The organism is Singulisphaera chitinilytica (genome assembly GCF_049331405.1).
Lineage (GTDB): Bacteria > Planctomycetota > Planctomycetia > Isosphaerales > Isosphaeraceae > PoT.
Genome location: NZ_CP186274.1, coordinates 8,913,254 through 8,930,450 on the forward strand (window position 1 = coordinate 8,913,254; position 17,197 = coordinate 8,930,450).

The 17,197-nt window shown below is 64.7% G+C and carries 14 protein-coding genes; 8 read left to right on the top strand and 6 right to left on the bottom strand.

The annotated features are described in order from the left end of the window. Nucleotides 1–913 precede the first annotated feature (913 nt). The 5 genes from ACOYYX_RS34745 to ACOYYX_RS34765 all read left to right on the top strand — a co-directional run bounded on the left by ACOYYX_RS34745 (nt 914) and on the right by ACOYYX_RS34765 (nt 5,960). Nucleotides 914–1,129: a hypothetical protein gene (locus ACOYYX_RS34745; RefSeq protein WP_422927243.1), complete on the top strand. Its 216-nt coding sequence runs from the start codon at nt 914–916 to the stop codon at nt 1,127–1,129. A 522-nt stretch (nt 1,130–1,651) separates the two neighbouring features. After that, nucleotides 1,652–2,704: a DUF1559 domain-containing protein gene (locus tag ACOYYX_RS34750; RefSeq protein ID WP_422927244.1), complete on the top strand. Its 1,053-nt coding sequence runs from the start codon at nt 1,652–1,654 to the stop codon at nt 2,702–2,704. Nucleotides 2,705–2,788: 84 nt separating this feature from the next. Continuing rightward, entirely contained in the window at nt 2,789–3,010 is a 222-nt protein-coding gene (locus tag ACOYYX_RS34755; RefSeq protein WP_422927245.1) for a hypothetical protein, read from the top strand. 44 nt (nt 3,011–3,054) lie between these two features. Continuing rightward, on the top strand, nt 3,055–3,357 hold the full coding sequence (locus tag ACOYYX_RS34760; RefSeq protein WP_422927246.1) for a hypothetical protein: 303 nt from the start codon (nt 3,055–3,057) through the stop codon (nt 3,355–3,357). Further along, entirely contained in the window at nt 3,354–5,960 is a 2,607-nt protein-coding gene (locus tag ACOYYX_RS34765) for a DUF1668 domain-containing protein (protein WP_422927247.1), read from the top strand. The genes ACOYYX_RS34760 and ACOYYX_RS34765 overlap by 4 nt, the downstream gene beginning before the upstream one ends. Before the next feature lie 111 nt (nt 5,961–6,071). Here the strand turns inward: ACOYYX_RS34765 and ACOYYX_RS34770 are convergent, their stop codons facing one another. Beyond that, complete coding sequence (locus ACOYYX_RS34770; RefSeq protein ID WP_422927248.1) at nt 6,072–7,463, bottom strand: DUF1501 domain-containing protein; 1,392 nt, start codon at nt 7,461–7,463, stop codon at nt 6,072–6,074. 525 nt (nt 7,464–7,988) lie between these two features. Between ACOYYX_RS34770 and ACOYYX_RS34775 the strand changes: the two genes are divergently transcribed. Next, nucleotides 7,989–8,528 carry a hypothetical protein gene (locus tag ACOYYX_RS34775; protein WP_422927249.1) on the top strand — a complete coding sequence of 180 codons (540 nt, stop codon included), beginning with the start codon at nt 7,989–7,991 and terminating at the stop codon, nt 8,526–8,528. Nucleotides 8,529–9,328: 800 nt separating this feature from the next. Here the strand turns inward: ACOYYX_RS34775 and ACOYYX_RS34780 are convergent. The 3 genes from ACOYYX_RS34780 to ACOYYX_RS34790 are packed head-to-tail and all read right to left on the bottom strand — an operon-like array spanning nt 9,329 to nt 14,303. Next, nucleotides 9,329–9,730: a hypothetical protein gene (locus tag ACOYYX_RS34780; protein WP_422927250.1), complete on the bottom strand. Its 402-nt coding sequence runs from the start codon at nt 9,728–9,730 to the stop codon at nt 9,329–9,331. Between the two features lie 28 nt (nt 9,731–9,758). Then, a complete protein-coding gene (locus ACOYYX_RS34785) occupies nt 9,759–11,243 on the bottom strand; it encodes a DUF1501 domain-containing protein (RefSeq protein ID WP_422927251.1) in 1,485 nt (494 codons plus the stop codon). A gap of 6 nt (nt 11,244–11,249) precedes the next feature. After that, nucleotides 11,250–14,303 carry a DUF1553 domain-containing protein gene (locus ACOYYX_RS34790; RefSeq protein ID WP_422927252.1) on the bottom strand — a complete coding sequence of 1,018 codons (3,054 nt, stop codon included), beginning with the start codon at nt 14,301–14,303 and terminating at the stop codon, nt 11,250–11,252. 300 nt (nt 14,304–14,603) lie between these two features. Here ACOYYX_RS34790 and ACOYYX_RS34795 point away from each other — a divergent pair, with 300 nt between their 5' ends. Beyond that, nucleotides 14,604–15,380 (top strand): hypothetical protein, encoded by a 777-nt coding sequence (locus ACOYYX_RS34795; RefSeq protein ID WP_422927253.1) that lies wholly within the window; start codon nt 14,604–14,606, stop codon nt 15,378–15,380. Next, on the top strand, nt 15,377–15,901 hold the full coding sequence (locus ACOYYX_RS34800; RefSeq protein ID WP_422927254.1) for a hypothetical protein: 525 nt from the start codon (nt 15,377–15,379) through the stop codon (nt 15,899–15,901). Before ACOYYX_RS34795 ends, ACOYYX_RS34800 begins: the two co-directional genes overlap by 4 nt. Nucleotides 15,902–16,230: 329 nt before the next feature. Here the strand turns inward: ACOYYX_RS34800 and ACOYYX_RS34805 are convergent, their stop codons facing one another. Continuing rightward, nucleotides 16,231–16,641 (bottom strand): PIN domain-containing protein, encoded by a 411-nt coding sequence (locus tag ACOYYX_RS34805; protein ID WP_422927255.1) that lies wholly within the window; start codon nt 16,639–16,641, stop codon nt 16,231–16,233. A 1-nt stretch (nt 16,642) separates the two neighbouring features. Further along, nucleotides 16,643–17,113 carry a hypothetical protein gene (locus tag ACOYYX_RS34810; protein ID WP_422927256.1) on the bottom strand — a complete coding sequence of 157 codons (471 nt, stop codon included), beginning with the start codon at nt 17,111–17,113 and terminating at the stop codon, nt 16,643–16,645. Between the last annotated feature and the right edge of the window lie 84 nt (nt 17,114–17,197).

Below are 17,197 nucleotides of genomic sequence, written 5' to 3' on the forward strand. Positions count from 1 at the left end.
GGGCCGACACACGGTGTCGGCCCTCCCTTTTGCTTTTCCATGCCGATCTATGGCGATCGGAAACCCAATCGGCCTTCCCCCAACCTCGGCCGATTCATGATATTTATGGGTGGCCCGGATTGGCACAACCTTGGTTGCGAAGCGACACGAGGTTTTCCGCCCGATCGCTCGGCCGAAACGCGAGGCCTTCTGCGGTTTTCCCGGCCATCTCCAAGGGCCCGGGAACGACGAGAGCCCGTCCAAACAGCCTGATCGAGGCAATGGATTGGGTGGCCGCGATTGGAACAATCGGGGTCGCGAAGCGACAAGAGGCACGACGCAATCCGCCTCGGCCGATTCGCGGAGGCCTGAATTCCTATCCCTAGCGACATACCGAGCCCGCTATGCGGAGAGACACAGTTTGTCTCATCCCCAGGGCTGCGCAGCAGCCGAAAGACTGCCGGCAGACCCACGATCGCCCGTCTCGCCCGGCCGAATCAATCGCAGATGGTCCCTGGTGTCGGCCGGGCCTTTTTGCATTCGGCCTCTCGTCGCTGCGCGACCCCGATTGTCCCAATCGCGGCCACCCTTGAACATGGAGTTACCTTGCCATATGAGCGGTTGACGCCTCTTCTCGTCCGGGGCAAATCGCGGGCGAACTCCCGTCGCGGCGTGACCCCGTATATGCCAGTTAAGGAGCATCCTGAAAGGACAAAAAAGGCCGAACGAACCGTGGGTGACATGCCCTGGCGTTATGATGGCGGCTGTCCCATCAGGTGCCAGCATTATCGCGAGATGCGAGACATGCCCGTGTCCCATCAGCGCCAGGACCCTGGCGACGGAGCCTCTCTCATCATAATAACGCCGATGGGTCGAGGCTCCGAGCCTTCATCAGATCGACCCAGCCAAGGTGATTGAGATGGGAGCGGGTGACATGCCCAAGTACTCGCGGATTTCGAGATCGATTCCATGGCTGGTGGCGACCCTGGCGTTGCTGGCCGTCGGCGCCGGGCCTGACTCGATCGTCGCGGATTTTGATAAGGCCGTGGCCCGATTGAAGAATCGTGGCTCGAGCATCGCCGGGACCGCCAAGCCGCCGAGGATCGGCCTGGAGGAATTCCCCCTCGAAAAAAGATCAGTCCATGCTTGACACGGCCCATGGCGAGAGCGTTTAATCGTGATCGTTGAGACTGAATCTCAGTCTCGACAAAATCTCAGGCATCAATGCGGCTGGTCCCCCCATTGATGCAGATGAGGCATTCCCCGGGACCGTTCCATGGCGCCGTCAGCGAGTCTATTGGCGATCGAATCGGCCGGAGGGGCCGGGCGTGGACACGGCGAAGGCGCCGGGAGACGCTCGAGGCCTCGACGGGTCCGGGGTGGGAGGCTTTTCCACCCTCGATCGTTGGCCACCACGGCCAGGGCGCACATCTCAACGCGATGAAATGAGCAGCGTTTCGATCGGCATGACGCCCGATCTGAGACGCCGTCGCATTAACTCCTGTTCGCTGCCATCCCCGGGAAGCGTCCGAAGCGGGGCGTGTTGGCTCGACAGCGAGTGGGGCGTGCATCGCCGACGTGGTCGGCCCGATAGGCAAACATCCTCGACCGCCGTGCCGGTCACCTCTACCACCCCGCCTGGCGTTATCAATCGAACCGAGGTCTTGTACCGATGTCCACTCGCAGAAGTCGCGGCTTCACCCTGATCGAACTCCTGGTGGTGATCGCCATCATCGCCGTCCTGATCTCGCTGCTGCTCCCGGCCGTCCAGGCCGCCCGCGAGGCCGCCCGACGCGCCCAGTGCACGAACAACATGAAGCAGCTCGGAGTGGCCCTGCACAATTACGAGAGCTCCAGCGGCATCTTCCCCGCCGCCTGGCACGGCAGCATCGGCCACGTCTACGGCAACTTCACGGGCTTCGCCTCGATCCTGCCGCAGCTTGAGCAGAACAACATCTTCAACGCCTTCAACTTCAACGCCTCGGTGAACGCGGGCCCCCCCAATGGCACGTACTACGGCTGGTCGCTCGCGGCGCAGTCGACCGCCCACGCGACGCTGATCAGCACCTTCCTCTGCCCGTCGAACCGGGCGCAGGGGCAGTTCGGCATGACCAGCTCGGGCTGGACGATCAACACGGCGGCCGTCACCGACTACATCTTCAACGGCGGCGCCGACAACTTCGTCTCGACGCCGTTCCTGAACTCGGGCAGCCGCGGCTTCGCGGGCATCGACAACTTCGTCCGGCTCGCCGAGGTGACCGACGGCCTCTCGCAGACCTTCGCGATGGGCGAGGGGATCGGCGGCAACGACGGCAACCCGTTCATCGCCGTGGGCTTCGGCGCCAACCGCGTCTGCACCCGCCGCGACCAGTACGCCGACGCGAAGAACTATGACAACTTCGCCTTCATGGCCTACGGCCGCCGACGCAACTGGAACACCGACTACATCGTCGGCGGGATCATCGGCAAGACGACCGACCGCCTCGGGAACTTCTACAAGCTGAACGACTGCGGCTACGCCTCGTCGACCGACTACTTCTCCGGCCCGGCCACCGCGGACAACGGCCAGACCCTGCCGAACTTCCGCGGCCGTCACCCCGGCGGCGTGAACTTCCTCTTCGGCGACGGCTCCGTCCGGTTCATCAAGAACTCGATCAACCCGCAGGCCTACATGGCCCTGTCGACGATCGCCGGCGGCGAAGTCACCTCGTCCGACCAGTATTGATCCCAGGACTCTTTGATACAATCGCGCTCGCCGGGGCCGAGAAGCCGGCGGGCGTTCGCCCTGTTCATGACGAGGTCCGTTCCGATGAAGAAGCCGATGATCCGACGACTCGCCGTCGTGGCCCTCTCCGCGTTGCCCTGGGCGTCGGGATGCGGCGGGGGCAACGCCGAGGAGAACCTCTCGGTCAAGGGGGACGCCGACCCCGCCAAGCTCCAGAAGGCGCAGGCCGAGGCCGACGCCGCCGCCGCGAAGGCGAAGGCCGCGGAGGCCGCCAAGACCCGGGGCAAGATCAACGTCGAGCAATAAATGATCGAGGCCGACTCGATCCGATCGACAAACGAGGCGATCGCATGAAACGAATCTCGAGGCCCGCGTTCCTGCTCGCGGCGTCCCTCATCGGCTCCATCGGTTGCACCGAGGAGCCGAGCCCCCTCTCCCCCATCGCCGACCTGCATCCCGAGAGGACGGCGGTCGCCAACAGGGAGATGGCGGAGGTGGCGCGCAAGAACAGGGAGGCCGAGGCCGCCTTCTATCGCAAGCTCCGGTCGACCCCCCCGGCCAATACTGACGCGAATCCCCCGGCCGGCCCCGATGCCAGGGTCGCCGGTTCCCCCAGCAGCAACCACACCGCCGATACCCGAGAGAAACCATGAAACGTCCCCCCTCGATCTCGCTCGCGTTATTCGGACTCGTACTCGCGCTCGCGCCGCCGGCTCAGGCGCACTTCCTCTGGCTGACCGGGGAGAAGACGGACAGGAAGGTCGCCGTCGAGGCCTTCCTCAGCGAGACGCCGGCCCCCGATTCCCCCGCGCTCCTGAGCCACATCGCCAAGTCGAAGATCACGGCCGGCGACAAGGCCCTGAACTGGAACAAAGGGGAGGACACGTACCTCGTCGAACTGCCCCAGGCGACCCCGAACGTCATCGACGGATTCTGCGACCTCGGCGTGATGACCCGAGGGCCCGCCTCCTTCCGCCTGCTCTACACGGGCCGCGTGCAGTTCGCCCCGGCGAGCGCCGGCGAGCCCGAGAACCCCGAACTCCTCCGCATGATGGTCGTCGAGCGGCCCGGCAAAAGCCCGGTCGTCCGCGTGACCTTCAAGGGCAAGCCCGCCCCGGCCGCGGTCGTCAAGGCGTATCCCGAAGGAGGCAAGTCGATCGAGCTGAAGTCCGACGCCGACGGCCTCATCGACATGCCGGGCGTCGCCGAAGGGAAGGCCGGGCTCCTCGCCAAGTGGGTCGAGAAGGAGGCCGGCGAATTCGAGGGCAAGCAATTCCCCGAGACCCGCTACTACGCGACGCTGACCGTCGCGAGCAACGTCCCCAAGGAAACGGCCAAGGTCGAGAAGGCCGCGGAGGCCGTGACGCAGGTCGAGACCCCGAGCCGGACCGCCCCGTTCGCCGTCATGCCCGAGGCCGTCAATAGCTTCGGAGGCGCCGTCAGCAACGGCTGGCTCTACGTCTACAGCGGCCACATCGGCGACACTCACAAGTACAGCGAAGCCACCACGACCAAGCACTTCCGCCGCCTCGACCTCGGCGACCGCACCACCTGGGAAGAGCTCCCCTGCGGCCCGGCCCTCCAGGGGGTCACGCTCGTCGCCCACGGCGGCATGCTCTACCGGATCGGCGGCGCGGCGGCCACCAACAAGCCCGGCACCCCCGACAACCTGACGTCGGTCGCCGACTTCGCCCGGTTCGACCCGCAGAACAAGACCTGGACCGACCTGCCCAAGCTCCCCGCGCCGCGGTCGACCCACGACGCCGTCGTCGCGGGCGACAAGATCTACGTCGTCGGCGGCTGGGCCATGAGCGGCGACCCCTCGTCCGACTCCGAGTTCGTCGAGGACGCCCTCGTCTTCGACCTCTCCAAGAAGGACGCGGCCTGGGAGAAGCTCCCGACCCCTCCCTTCCAGCGCAGGGCGCTGGCGGTGGCCGAGAACGCGGGCAAGATCTACGTCCTCGGCGGCCTGACCGACGACGGCAAGGTCGTCCGCGACGTCGACATCTTCGACACCGCCACCAACGCCTGGTCGAAGGGCCCGCAGATCCCCGGCGGCGAGATGCAAGGGTTCGCGGCCTCGGCCTTCGGCGTGGCCGGCAAGCTCTACGTCAACGCCCACGACGGCATCCTCTATCGCCTCAGCGGTGACGGCCAGTCCTGGGAGAAGGCCGGCAAGCTGGCGGTTCCTCGCCTGACGCACCGGCTCCTGCCGGGCAACTCGCGCGACCTGCTGGCCGTCGGCGGCAACTTCGCCGGCTCGCCCGTCCGGATCGTCGAGTCGCTCCCGCTGACCGAGGTCCCGGGCCCGAAGGTCGTGACCTGGAGCGTCCCCACCACGACCGATGCCAGGCAGGGCCAGGCCCTCGCCACCGTCCGCACGAAGCTGCTGGCCATCGGCGGCAACCGCACGACCGAGCCGCACTCGTTCAAGGCCGAGAACCTGATCCGCGAAGGGGTCGAGCTCTCGCTGAGCAAGCTGGACGCCCGCGAGATCGAGCCGCTGCCCGAGCTCCGACAATCGGCGGCCCTGGTCGTCAACCCAGCGAAGAAGTCGGAAGTCTTCCTGATTGGCGGCATCGGCCCCGACGGCAACCTCTCGCGCACGCTGGGCGACGTCTTCAAGCTCGACACGCAGTCGGGCAAGTGGACCAAGACCGGCGCGAGCCTGCCCGACGCCCGCGGGATGTTCGGCAAGGCCGTGTACAAGGATGCGGTCTACGTCTTCGGCGGCTCGATCTTCGACCCTCGCCCCGGCCAGGAGAAGAAGAAGATGCCGGTCGAGGTCCTGAAGTGGGAGCCCAAGAGCGAGGGCTCGACCTTCGAAGCGTTCGGCCCGAAGGCCCCGAACGCCCGCCGCTCGTTCGGCGGAGCGGTCCTCGGCTCCAAGTACTACATGGTCGGCGGCCTGAACGACGAGATGAAGCTGGTGGAGACGGTCGACGTCTACGACTTCGACGCCAACGCCTGGAGCACGATCGAGTCTCCCAAGCCCCGCCTCTTCGCCGACCTCGTCCCCCTCGACGGCAAGCTGTACCTCTCGGGCGGCTTCACCAGGGGGGGTGAGAATCACTTCGAGCCCGTTCACTCGATCGAGTCGTTCGACCCGGCGACCGGCAAGTGGACCACGGTGTTGGAGAACACCCCGTTCGACGACGCCAGCGTCACGATGCTCCCCTTCGCCGGCCGCCTCCTCCTCTACTCCCCCGCCACCAGCGGCAGCCGCGAAGCCAACTTCGCCCTGATCGCCCCTTGATCCTTTGAGAGTTGCGTCTCTCCCGCAAATCTCGATGTGTCAAAACGAAGACCCCCGCCGACCGTACACGTTGCGGTCGGCAGGGGTCGTTTCGTTTGGAACTTCGCCTCGTTACGACCGGCCGATCAGTTCGGGGATGGCCTGGCCGTTGGAGACGATCGGGATCGGGCGGCCGAGCTTGTCGGGGATGGTGGTGCGTTCGTAGTCGATGCCGAGGTGGCGGTAGATCGTGGCCATGAAGTCGTGCGGGCCGACGCGGCGGTCGACGACGTCCTCGCCGCGGCTGTCGGTCGCGCCGATGATTTGCCCCCCCGGGATCCCGCCCCCCGACCAGATCATCGAGTTGGCCCGGTTCCAGTGGTCGCGGCCGGGCTGGGTGGTCCCCGCCGGGGCGCTCGCGACGCCGCCGCCGCTGCTCGCCACGTAGGAGATGCGAGGGGTGCGGCCGAACTCGCCGGTGACGATGACCAAAACGCGATCCTGCAAGCCGCGGTCGTGGACGTCCTGGATCAGGGCCGAGACCGCCTGGTCGAAGTAGGGTGCGCGGAACTTGAGGGCGTCGAAGACGTGGTGGTTGACCGCGTGGTCGTCCCAGTTGGCGACCCGACCGCAAAGGGGGCCGTCGAAGGTCGTGGTGACGAGATCCACCCCCGCCTCGACGAGCCGACGCGCCATGAGGCACTGCTGGCCCCAGGAATGCCGGCCATAGCGATCGCGCAGCTTCGGGTCTTCTCGAGAGATATCGAACGCCAGCGCGGCCTGCGGGCTCGTCATCAACTCCAGGGCGCGGGCCTGGAAGCTGTTCATGGAACGCTCGGCCTCGGAGCGATCCAGCGAGCGCCTCATCTCGTCGAACGACTGGAGCAGGCGGCCGCGGCTGCGGAGGCGGTCGTCGGCCATGGCGTCGCCGAAGTTGACGCGGAAGTCAGGGGCCGAGGGATCCCCCATCACGGCGAACGGCTCATACGTCGAGCCCAAAAACGCCGGCCCGGCGATCCGGAACCCGTCATAGCCGTGGACCGGGTTCACGCCGACGTAATTCGGCAGCGCCCGGCCTTCTTGCTTGCTGAGGAAATTCGCCACCGACATGACGTCGGGGAAGGCCGGCCCCGGCTTATCCGCCGGGTCGGGGTCGCCCGAGAGCAACTGCAGCGACCCAGCCGGGTGTCCGCCCCCAGTGTGCGCCATGGATCGCAGGACGCTGAACTTGTCCGAGATCGCCGCCTGGAGCGGCAGCAACTCGGTCATCCGCAGCCCCTTCGTCTTCGTGCCGATGGTCGAGAAGGGCCCCCGGAATTCGGAAGGGGAATCCGGCTTGGGGTCGTACGTGTCGAGGTGGCTGCACCCGCCCCTGAGCCAGACCAGGATGACGGCCTTCCGCTCGCGGTTCGACTCCGCCTGCGCCCGCAATTGGAGCAGACCCGAGAGCGACAGCGAACCCATCCCCGCCAGCCCCGCCCTGAGGAATTCCCTGCGAGACCCCGCCCCGACTGCGTATTCCATGAGAAACCCTGCATTTGTCAACCGGAGGCTTCGATTGACAATAGTTTAACACATCCGCCGCGGGCCTTCCAGGCGAGGCCACACCCGAGAAGGACCGACTTCGGCAGGACCACTCCAACCCTTGGGCTTCGAACGTCAATCGCAGCCTTCTGGGTGAGCGAGCCGATGACGTGGCCGCTGATCGATGCGTGAAGCGCTTCCACGCATGCCGATTTCATAACGATTCCGTCCGCGAACTCATCCTCAACGAGCGAGCCTTGCGGCGGTCCTGCGGGACGCTCGATATCGGCGACGAAGCCAGTGACCTCCGGCAGCGGTCTGAAGTCACACGCCCGAGCCTGGCAATAAACCGTCGCTTGACGCGAATACTTGATTTGTTGACTCGCCAAATGTGACAGGACGGGCCTCGATGAGTGGCAGAGCCCTTTGATAGGCTGACGTAAGGCGAATACGTCGAGAAGGTCCCGGCTCTTTATCCGACCCATGTCGAGATTCCATCCGACGGGCTTCGAGGAGATGGTTTTGATGCTCACCCATGGATCATCTGACGCGGATAAGCTCACATACCGGGCGCACTGGCATCGCGGGATGCGGAAGATCGGCCGGATCTTCGTCCCCGTCTATGTCGCCGGCGTGCTGATCGCGATGGGTGGCCACGCCGGTCATCTCACCGACACCTTGCCGGCGTTCCTGGACATCGGCCTCGACGTCCTCATGGGCCTCGCGCTGCTTGTCGTGGTCCCCATCTGGATCTCACTATCGAGCCCCGCTGGGATTAGGGATGACGCGGAAGACCTCACGCTCCGGCTCGGCCCCCTGGTCGATAGGCTCGCGCAGGAGTCCGGCATCGACGTGACCTCCGACACCCTCTGGGCCGTAAGCCGGCTGGTCGATCAGGGGGACACGCCCAGGGCCGTGAAGCTCTATCGCGAGTCGATGAACGTCAGTTGGGATGAGGCCAACGCCACCGTCGTCAAGTGGCAGCAGACCATCTTCCAGCGCAAGCTCGAGGCGATCCTGGATCACATGCAGCAGCACTCATCCGTGCCTCAGGACAAATCTTGAGCTCCCTGCGAACCATGGAACGCCTCTTCGGTTCTGAAGCGACAGGCTGGAGCCGCATGACATCGGCATGAATTCGCGAGGCTACGCGATGGCCGACAACCTCGACACGATCGATACGAACTGCTGGTCCAAACCCGCCGTCCTCCTGTTCCAGCCCCCAGCACGTTCTCGGAGGTCGCTTGCAAAGCACTAATTCATTTACAAATTCATGTTTCGCTTTTTAAATTCGAGCCCTGGGGAGCCGAAGCGGCGCCGAGATCATCTCATCGATCGATTAGGAAGCCGCTTTCCAGGGACAAAGGAGTCAGCCGTTGGAACCTCCGGCGTCGCAAGTCCACGCCCTGGCGACCGCAGCCCCCTCAGCCATATCAAACGCCTCTGGGTGGCCGCGATTGGAACAATCGGGGTCGCGAAGCGACAAGAGGCTCTGTGCAAAAGGCCCCGGCCGAGACCGGAGGCTCTTCCCAATCGCCTTGGCCGACGCGACAGGCCATGCACATTCACTCGCCCGATGTTCCGCCTCATAGATGGCCGCGATCATCGGAGAGACCGAGGTTTGAAGGCAATCCCACTGTCACCTCAGTGTGACGACATCTCGGCTGGGGACAATACGAATACGGGCCTTCGCGTCGGCCAAAGCCTTGGATATCGTGCCTCTTGTCGCTTCGCGACCCCGATTGTCCCAATCGTGGCTACCCTAAAAGTGGAAGGCTCGCGGGGATGCCGAGGGGATTATCCAGAGGGGCCCGCAGGTCGGCAACTTGTGAATCATCGAAGTCATCGACATCCCCCAAGCGGATTCACCCCTGTGAGGGAGCGCGGAAACCGGGGTCATTGGACTCGCGCAGATAGCGAGCGGCGCACTCGCGTATCAGTCGCTCGGCTTCGGCGTAGGGCATGAAGCTCGCCTCATGGCCCCGAGGTGAGCCGTAGTCGCCGGCCAGTTCATAACCCTCGTACTCCCCATCGCGGAAGAGTCCCACCTGATTCTCTTCCGGAGGGTTAATGCAGGACGGGTCGATATCGGCGTTGGTGCAGAGGGTGAAGGTCCAAAAGTCGTGGCGGGCTCGGAAGTAGAAGGGATGCCCGGCGAGGCGCCCGTCTGCCTGGACGGGCGCAAGGCCGTAGATATGGCAAACCAGCCCGAGGGCCGCGTCGTGGACGTGGCGCTCGGGCTCGTTTATCCAGCTTTCCTCGGCCATAAGCGTTCCCCTATAACTTAAAGAGGGGTCAGGCCAGGATGCCTCGGATGACCTCGCCGTGGACGTTGGTCAGGCGGCGGGCGATGCCGTTGTGATAATAGGTTAATCGCTCGTGGTCGAGGCCGAGGAGGTGCAGGACGGTGGCGTGGAAGTCGTACCAGGGGACGGGGTCCTTGACGACCTTCCAGCCGACCTCGTCGGTCTCGCCGAAGGCCTGGCCGGATTTCAGGCCGGCGCCGGCGAGCCAGCAGGAGAAGGCGTACTTGTTGTGGTCGCGGCCGGCGCCCACGGTGTCGGCGGCGGACTGGGTGAAGGGGGTGCGGCCGAACTCGGTGGTGAAGAGGACGAGCGTGTCCTCAAGCATCCCGCGCTGGCGGAGGTCGCGGAGCAGGGCGGCGACGGGCTGGTCGATCCGGAGGGCCTCGGTGCCGTGGTTGTCCTTCACGTCCTCGTGGGCGTCCCAGCTCGTCCGGGGCGTGCCGGCGATCGGGCCGCCCGAGTAGATCTGCACGAAGCGGACGCCTCGCTCCAAAAGACGCCGGGCGGTGAGGCACTGGCGGGCGCAGCCGGAGGTCTCGGCGCGGTCGAGGCCGTACATCTCGCGGATCTTGGCCGGCTCGTCCTCGAGCTTGCTGGCTCGAGGGACGGCGAGTTGCATCTTGGCGGCGAGCTCGTAGGTTTTCAGGCGAGCCTCGAGGCCCGAGTCGCCGCCGGAGCCTTCGAGGTGCTCGGAGTTGAGCTGCTTGAGGAAGGCTCGCGCCGCCTCTTCCTCATCCGCCGAGATCGGTCGGCCGGGGAAGAGGTCGCGGACGGGCTCGTTGCCGCCTCGGAGGACGACGCCTTGATGCACGGAGGGCAGGAACCCGTTCGTCCAGTTCGAGGCCGCGCCGTTGGGGGCGCCTCGGGGGTCGGCCAGGACGACGAACGAGGGCAGGTCGTCCACCTCGTTGCCGAGGCCATAGGAGAGCCAACTCCCGAGCGCGGGGAACCCGTTGAACTGGAAACCGCTGTTGGCGACGAAGAGGGCCGGGGTGTGGTTGGCACTCTCGCAGGTCATCGACCGGATCACGGTCAGTTCGTCGGCCATCTCGGCGATATGCGGGAAGAGGTCGGAGACGTAAATCCCGCTCGAGCCGCGCTGTTTGAAGGCCCAATCCGATTGACGGAGCCGGCCCATCTGCCCGAAGAAGAGGTCGGGCTTCTGATCGGTTTGAAGGGTCTTGCCGTGAGATCGGATCAACGCCGGCTTGTAGTCGAATGAGTCGAGGTGGCTCATGCCGCCGACCAGGCTGATCTGCACGGCCCGCTTGGCCTTGGGCAGGAAGTGCGGCCCGGCGGGCAAGTTGCCGGCGAGAGTGAGCGAGCCGGCCTCGGCCGCCTTGACGGCACCGTCGCGGGCGAGGAGGTCGAGCAGGGCGGTCGCGCCGAGGCCACGGAGCCCCCACGAGAGGAGGCCGCGGCGATCGATGATCCCCGCGTTCGCGACGTCGTTGCGGGCGTCTGGATGAGGCATCGCGAGTCACTCCACCGTGAGGAATTCGTTCGTGTTGAACAGCACCCGCGCCAAGGCCCGATAGCCGAAGGCCGAGACGACCGCACGTGCCGAGTCGCGCTCGGTCGGCCTCGGCTCGCGCTGGAGGGCGAGTTGCCAGGCCCGGTCGATGCGGCTGTCGAGGATCTTGGCGTCGTCGTCGGGGCCGGGGATCTCGCCGTGCAGGCGATCCCCCAGGGCCTCGGCCGCGCGGAGGACGAAGCCGTTGTTCCAGAGCGTGAGGGCCTGGAGTGGGGTCGTGGTCATCGAGCGTCGCGGGGTCGTCGCGGCGGGGTCGGGGCAGTCGAACGTGTCGAGGAGCCCCTGGTTCGCCCCCCGGGGCTGGAACCGATAGACGCTCCGGCGATGGAAGGGGGAGCCGACGGGGTCGAACGGATCGAAATAGGTCGTCCCGTTGTTGTAGTCCTCGCGATAGTCGGAGAAGCCCTTGCCGCCGAGTTCGCGATTGAGCAGGCCGGAGACCTCGAGGATGCCGTCGCGGACGGCCTCGCCTTCGAGCCTCCTCGGGGTCTTGCGCCAGAGGAGCCGGTTGTCGGCGTCGACGGCCAGGGCTTTCGGGTTCGACTTCGCCGCTTGCCGGTAGGCGGCCGAGGTCATGATGAGCCGGTGCATCGCCTTGACCCGATAGCCGGAGTCGGCGAACTCGGCCGAGAGCCAGTCGAGCAGCTCGGGATGGCTCGGCCGGCCGCCGTTGAAGCCGAAGTCGTTGGGCGTCTCGACGATCCCGGTTCCGAAGTGGTAGTGCCAGATCCGGTTCACCATCACGCGGGTGAACAGGGGGTTCGTCGCGTGGGTGAGCCACTCCGCGAGCTTCTTGCGTCGCTCGGCGTCGGGAGCCTCGGGGGGGAGCCCAAAGTCGGCGATCTTGCCGATCAGGGCCGAGCAGCCGCCGGGGGCAATGACCTCTGATGGGTCGGTGACCTGGCCCCGGACGAGCAGTCGCGTCACGGGCGCCTGGCCCGAGAGCGAGACGTACGCCTTGTAGCTGGCCTTCGCGGCGTGCTCGTCGCGCTCGGCGGCGAGCTTCTTGCGCTGCTCCTCGAGGGCTTCGCGACGGCTCCTGGCCTCGGGGGAGAGACGCGCAACCACCTCCTTATCCGGGATGATCGCGCCGGAGGTGGCGGCGGCTGCGGCGACCTCGTCGGCACTCAAGGCACGGTCGAAGAGCCGGGCCTGGACGATCGTCCCGGCGAACATCCGGTTCCCGCCCGCCGGCTGGTGACGGCAGCCGAAGAGGAGGACGGACTGGGCCGAGCCGAACGCGGCGGGCCCGGTGCTGCGGTAGGAGCGGCCGTAGGGCTGGCCGTCGCGATAGGCGGCGATGGTGCCGTCGGGCTCGTAGGCGAGGGCGACCATCACCGTCTCGGTATTCGGGCTCATCTCGGCCGGGCCGTGGAAGGAGCCGGTGCGGCGGAAGTTCTCGCTGCCGGCCATCCAGCGCCCCGGCTCCAGCTCGCCGAAGACGATGGCGTCGAACGTCGCGGTGGCCTGGTCGAAGAGGCTGATCACGCCGCCGCCGCGCTGGTCGAGGTCGGCGACTTTGACCCAGGCCATGAGGGTCTTCTGCTTGAGGTCGCGGCCGATGGCCTTGCTCTGGGCCATCGCCTCCTTGCCGTCGAGCACGAGGCCCTCGGGCGTGAACCTGGCGCCGCCGGTTGCCTCCAGATCGAGGTTCCCGACCACGTCCTTGGGCCCCCGGCGGAAATCCCAGGCGGCGACGGGCGAGGGGGGAACCGAGTCGGGGATCGACGCACCGAAGCGCTCGGCGAGGACCACCCGACGGGCCGGGCTATCGATCTCCGCGATCTTCGCGGCTACGTCGTTGACCTCGGACGACAGCTTCTCAACCCTGGCCGTCTCGACCTCGTCGCGGAAGTCGCGCTCGCCTTGCTCGACGCCCCCGAGGGCCGACGCGATCCGGTAAAAATCCTTTTGCGCGATCGGGTCGAACTTATGATCATGACAGCGGGCGCAGTTGACGGTCAGGCCGAGGAAGGTCTGGCCGAAGGTGCCGACGATGTCCTCGAGCTCGTCCTGCCGGGCGATGGCCCGCATCATGTCGTTGCCGAGGGTCGTGTTGTGGACCCCCGCCACGAGGAAGCCGGTGGCCTTGGCGGCGTCGGGGTCGCCAACTTTGAGGACGTCGCCGGCCACCTGCATCCGGCAGAAGTCGTCGTAGGGGAGGTCGGCGTTGAAGGCCCGGATGAGCCAGTCGCGATAGTGCCAGGCGTTCTGCCGGGGCATGTTGCGCTCGAAGCCGTCGCTCTCGCCGAACCGGGCCACGTCCAGCCAGTGCCTCGCCCAACGCTCGCCATAATGGGGCGAGGCGAGCAGGCGGTCGACGAGCCTTTCATAAGCAAGCGGGTCGGTGTCTTTGACGAAGGCCTCGACCTCCTCGGGAGTCGGCAGCAGGCCGATGAGGTCGAGCGTCGCGCGTCGGATCAGGGTCCTGCGGTCGGCCTCGGGGGAGGGCGTGAGCCCCTTCTCCTTCAGCTTCGCCGCGACGAAGGCGTCGATCCCGGTACGGCCCCAGGCGTTGTCGATGTTTTGAGGAAGCTTCGGCCGGTCGATCGGCTTGAGGGACCACCAGTCATACCCCGCGCGTTTGGCGGTGGTGATGCGGAAGGGGTCGATGGGGTCGGTCCCCCACGAGGCCCCCGAGGCAATCCAGGCCTTGAGGATCTTCCTCTCGTCCTCGGCGAGCGGTTTCTTGGGGGGCATCTCCCCCTCGTCGACGCGGAGCCAGAGCTCGCTCTCGTCGACCTTCCCGGCCACGAGCGCCGGCCCGCTCTCGCCGCCTGCGAGCGTGGCCTTGTGCGAGGTGAGGTCGAGCCCCCCCTTCGGCTTCGGCCCGCTGTGGCAGTCGAGGCAACGCTCCGCCAGCAGCGGAGCGACCTCGCGGTCGAAGTCGACCGGGGCGCGTTGCCCCGAGCCCTCCCCCTCGAGGACGAACCCCAAGAGGAGGATGATTGCAGCCCCATACCCCATCGCTGGTCCCCCCGCGTCCAAGGCGGGTCGCACCGCAAGGCCCTCGCCATCGAATGTTGCGGATGCGACAGAGCTCGTCCCGAAGATCCCCGATTATCGAACGAACGCCTCGACGCGTCCACCCTTCTGGCCCGATCCCCGGGATCACTTCTCCGGGCTGATTCTCCCCAAGGCGAATGTCCCACGCCACTTAAATTTATCGAAGAATTGTTAAATCGTCGCCAGTGCCTGCGGATTTGCCGATTGGCTCTCGAACCGACCTCGACCCTGGCTCCTCCGCCGAATATGGTTCCTGCAGTGGCTTGTTCACGTCAGGCGGCCGAGGGTGTTTCGATGCTTAACCGTGGGGAGGCGTATGAGCGTGTGGCACCACCCCAGTGCTCGGAGTGCGAGGATACCCTCTTCAATCGCCGTGGCCGGGTTGGACTCTGGGATGGCAGCCTCTGGGTAGGCTACATCTACGAGGCGGCCTGTCTGAACTGCGGAGCCGTATTCAGGTCCAACTCCGACCCCAAGGTGGTGAAGGAGGAACCGTGGTCGATGACCTGGTATCGCTCGAAGACGTCGTCCCTCCCCGATCCCGGGGCGGAATTCGACATCACGAACCTATCGCTCCGAGCCAGGCTCGCCGTCGCCCTGCGGATCTTCGCCACCTATTGCGACGAGCGTAGCTTGTCGCACCCCGACATCGACCGCTACCTAGATTATCTCTGGGAGTTCATCGGGCAATATGGAGGCAGCGGCAGCCCTTCATGCCGCTGGATCAAGGAGGAACCCTCTTTGATCCAGGCCGGCCTCGGATATTCCTACCAGGACGAGTTCGAAGCCGCATTGCGCGAGGCCGAAGTCTCGATCACGACATTCCGAAAGGTGCTCGTCTCCACGACCAAGGTGCTCTATTCCAGCCTCTACGGCGCAGCCGATGAAAAGAAATCGAGTCACTACATGCAGAAACTGGAATTGCATGTCGGCTCCATGGGAGTACCGCTCGTCGATACCCGCATATTCAACGCCTCGCGCTGGTCCGACAACAACGGCTGGGGCAACGTCCCCTCGGGCGAAGAATTAGCCACCTGGCGAGGCTTATTTCTCAGGCACGACCCGAAATGAACCACTCTAGCCAGCGACGATTCACATTCGGCATCCAGCATTTCATGATCGCGATTGCACTCTTTGCCGTATGTCTCAGCATCCTCATGTGGGTGATGAACTCTCGCCTGGGGTGGGGGATTTCCCAAGCGTTCGATCTCGCTGCTTACTTCCTCCCTCGTTGGAAGTGGGCATCGTATGCCACGACGCTCGTCGCGTTGATTGCCCTGATCTGCGATCGCCGAACCTGGCGGATCCGCTCCATGTTACTCTTTCTGCCCTACAGCATCCCCATGGCGATTCTCCTCTTTGGAGAAGCCTTCGACCACAACCGAGGCTATTCCCGAACAGTTACGACCTGGTGTGCCTTCCTTCTCGAATGGTCCACCTGGCTCCATCTACCCGTGGGATTATTCCTTATTGCAAATTTTCGCTCTCCATCATACTGGTTGATCATTGCATGTATTTTGGTAGGAGCAACCTGGCTCTCTCGAGGTGCGATAGTCTTGAGCTGGATGATGGTGACGGATATCTGGCTGTAATTCAGCTCAGGAACAATGATAAACTTGCAAATCAATCAACAAACATCATATTCCAACTTCATGGGCTCTCTATCTCGGGGGCATAATGAATCCTCGAAGTCGCCATGCAGTCGTCCTCAGGAAGACCTTCATGGACCTTGTAGCGATCCAATCCAACCCAGGACACTCACGGCGTTGCGGAATGACTTACTGATACCAGCACCATTGAGGGCAACCTTGATTTCCTGGGTGCCGAAGTCCCTCGTATTGTCGGTGAGTAGTGCCCTCGCGGAGTCGGGATGTGAGGCCGAATGCTCGAGGATGGTGTGGAGGATGAAGTTGTCGGTCGGCTATGGGATGAGGATTTCCGAAATGGATTGACCCAGGACCTTATCCGACTCAGCGATGCGATCCAGCACGCCTGACGCTCTATCCACGAACCGGAAGAGACGATCCTGGATATCGTTGAGGAGGCGATCATTCGCGAGCCGACTTTCGGTGAAATTGGCGAGCAACTCTCGGGCATTCTTGGACGTCGCGTCGCGTTTCAGTTGGTTGATCTGCTTGTCGAGTTGATCCCGAAACCAGCCGCGACGCTTCTTCTCGTCCTCGAAGGCTGAGAACGACTCCATGAAGCAGCCTGACGGGATTGCCACCCGTACCGATTCGCTGACGGCGTCGAGGAGTTCGTAGCCCTTCTCCTCTCGGCCCATCGCCACGCTCATGAGGAAGTTGGTCTCTACGTAGATGATGACGCCCATCTCAGACCTCGAGGGGTTGCGTCGAGCCACCTTCGATTTTCTCGACGAACCCCGTACCTGCCAGACGGTCCAGCCCCGGCGGGCTTGCGGATTTCCAGTGATAGGCCAGGTCGCGGATCCACGCCTCGACCAATGACGAGAGATAATACAAAAACACCCGCTTACTTCCGAATTCGTCGTCGTAGTGCTTCAAGATCCCCGCGGTGGGGAGGGTGACGAGCGGCGAATCGGCGTCGAAGGTACGTCCCGGATTCGCGCGATAGAGTCGAATCTCCGAAGGATCGACCGTCAGGACAAACTCGGGGTTGAACGTCGAGGCAAACGGAGAGTGATCGAAAGGCATCGGCTCAGACGAGGCCATGTCCCAGCCATGCCGCTCAGAGTTTATCTTGATATCGACAAGTACGATCCAGCGACCTTCCTTGTCGGTGATGACAAAATCATTCTCTCCCCAAGGCATGACTTCCGGCATCGGCCCCATCTCCAAATGTCTTTGCCGCTGCGAATGCCTGTTCCATTCCTTCCCTGCGCCCCTCCAATGTACCAATGCACAGGG

Bases quoted from the DNA above. Each gene is read 5' to 3' on its own strand.
- ACOYYX_RS34745 (WP_422927243.1), top strand. From the start codon at position 914: ATGCCCAAGTACTCGCGGATTTCGAGATCGATTCCATGGCTGGTGGCG.
- ACOYYX_RS34750 (WP_422927244.1), top strand. From the start codon at position 1,652: ATGTCCACTCGCAGAAGTCGCGGCTTCACCCTGATCGAACTCCTGGTG.
- ACOYYX_RS34755 (WP_422927245.1), top strand. From the start codon at position 2,789: ATGAAGAAGCCGATGATCCGACGACTCGCCGTCGTGGCCCTCTCCGCG.
- ACOYYX_RS34760 (WP_422927246.1), top strand. From the start codon at position 3,055: ATGAAACGAATCTCGAGGCCCGCGTTCCTGCTCGCGGCGTCCCTCATC.
- ACOYYX_RS34765 (WP_422927247.1), top strand. From the start codon at position 3,354: ATGAAACGTCCCCCCTCGATCTCGCTCGCGTTATTCGGACTCGTACTC.
- ACOYYX_RS34770 (WP_422927248.1), bottom strand. From the start codon at position 7,463: ATGGAATACGCAGTCGGGGCGGGGTCTCGCAGGGAATTCCTCAGGGCG.
- ACOYYX_RS34775 (WP_422927249.1), top strand. From the start codon at position 7,989: ATGCTCACCCATGGATCATCTGACGCGGATAAGCTCACATACCGGGCG.
- ACOYYX_RS34780 (WP_422927250.1), bottom strand. From the start codon at position 9,730: ATGGCCGAGGAAAGCTGGATAAACGAGCCCGAGCGCCACGTCCACGAC.
- ACOYYX_RS34785 (WP_422927251.1), bottom strand. From the start codon at position 11,243: ATGCCTCATCCAGACGCCCGCAACGACGTCGCGAACGCGGGGATCATC.
- ACOYYX_RS34795 (WP_422927253.1), top strand. From the start codon at position 14,604: ATGCTTAACCGTGGGGAGGCGTATGAGCGTGTGGCACCACCCCAGTGC.
- ACOYYX_RS34800 (WP_422927254.1), top strand. From the start codon at position 15,377: ATGAACCACTCTAGCCAGCGACGATTCACATTCGGCATCCAGCATTTC.
- ACOYYX_RS34805 (WP_422927255.1), bottom strand. From the start codon at position 16,641: ATGGGCGTCATCATCTACGTAGAGACCAACTTCCTCATGAGCGTGGCG.
- ACOYYX_RS34810 (WP_422927256.1), bottom strand. From the start codon at position 17,113: ATGCCGGAAGTCATGCCTTGGGGAGAGAATGATTTTGTCATCACCGAC.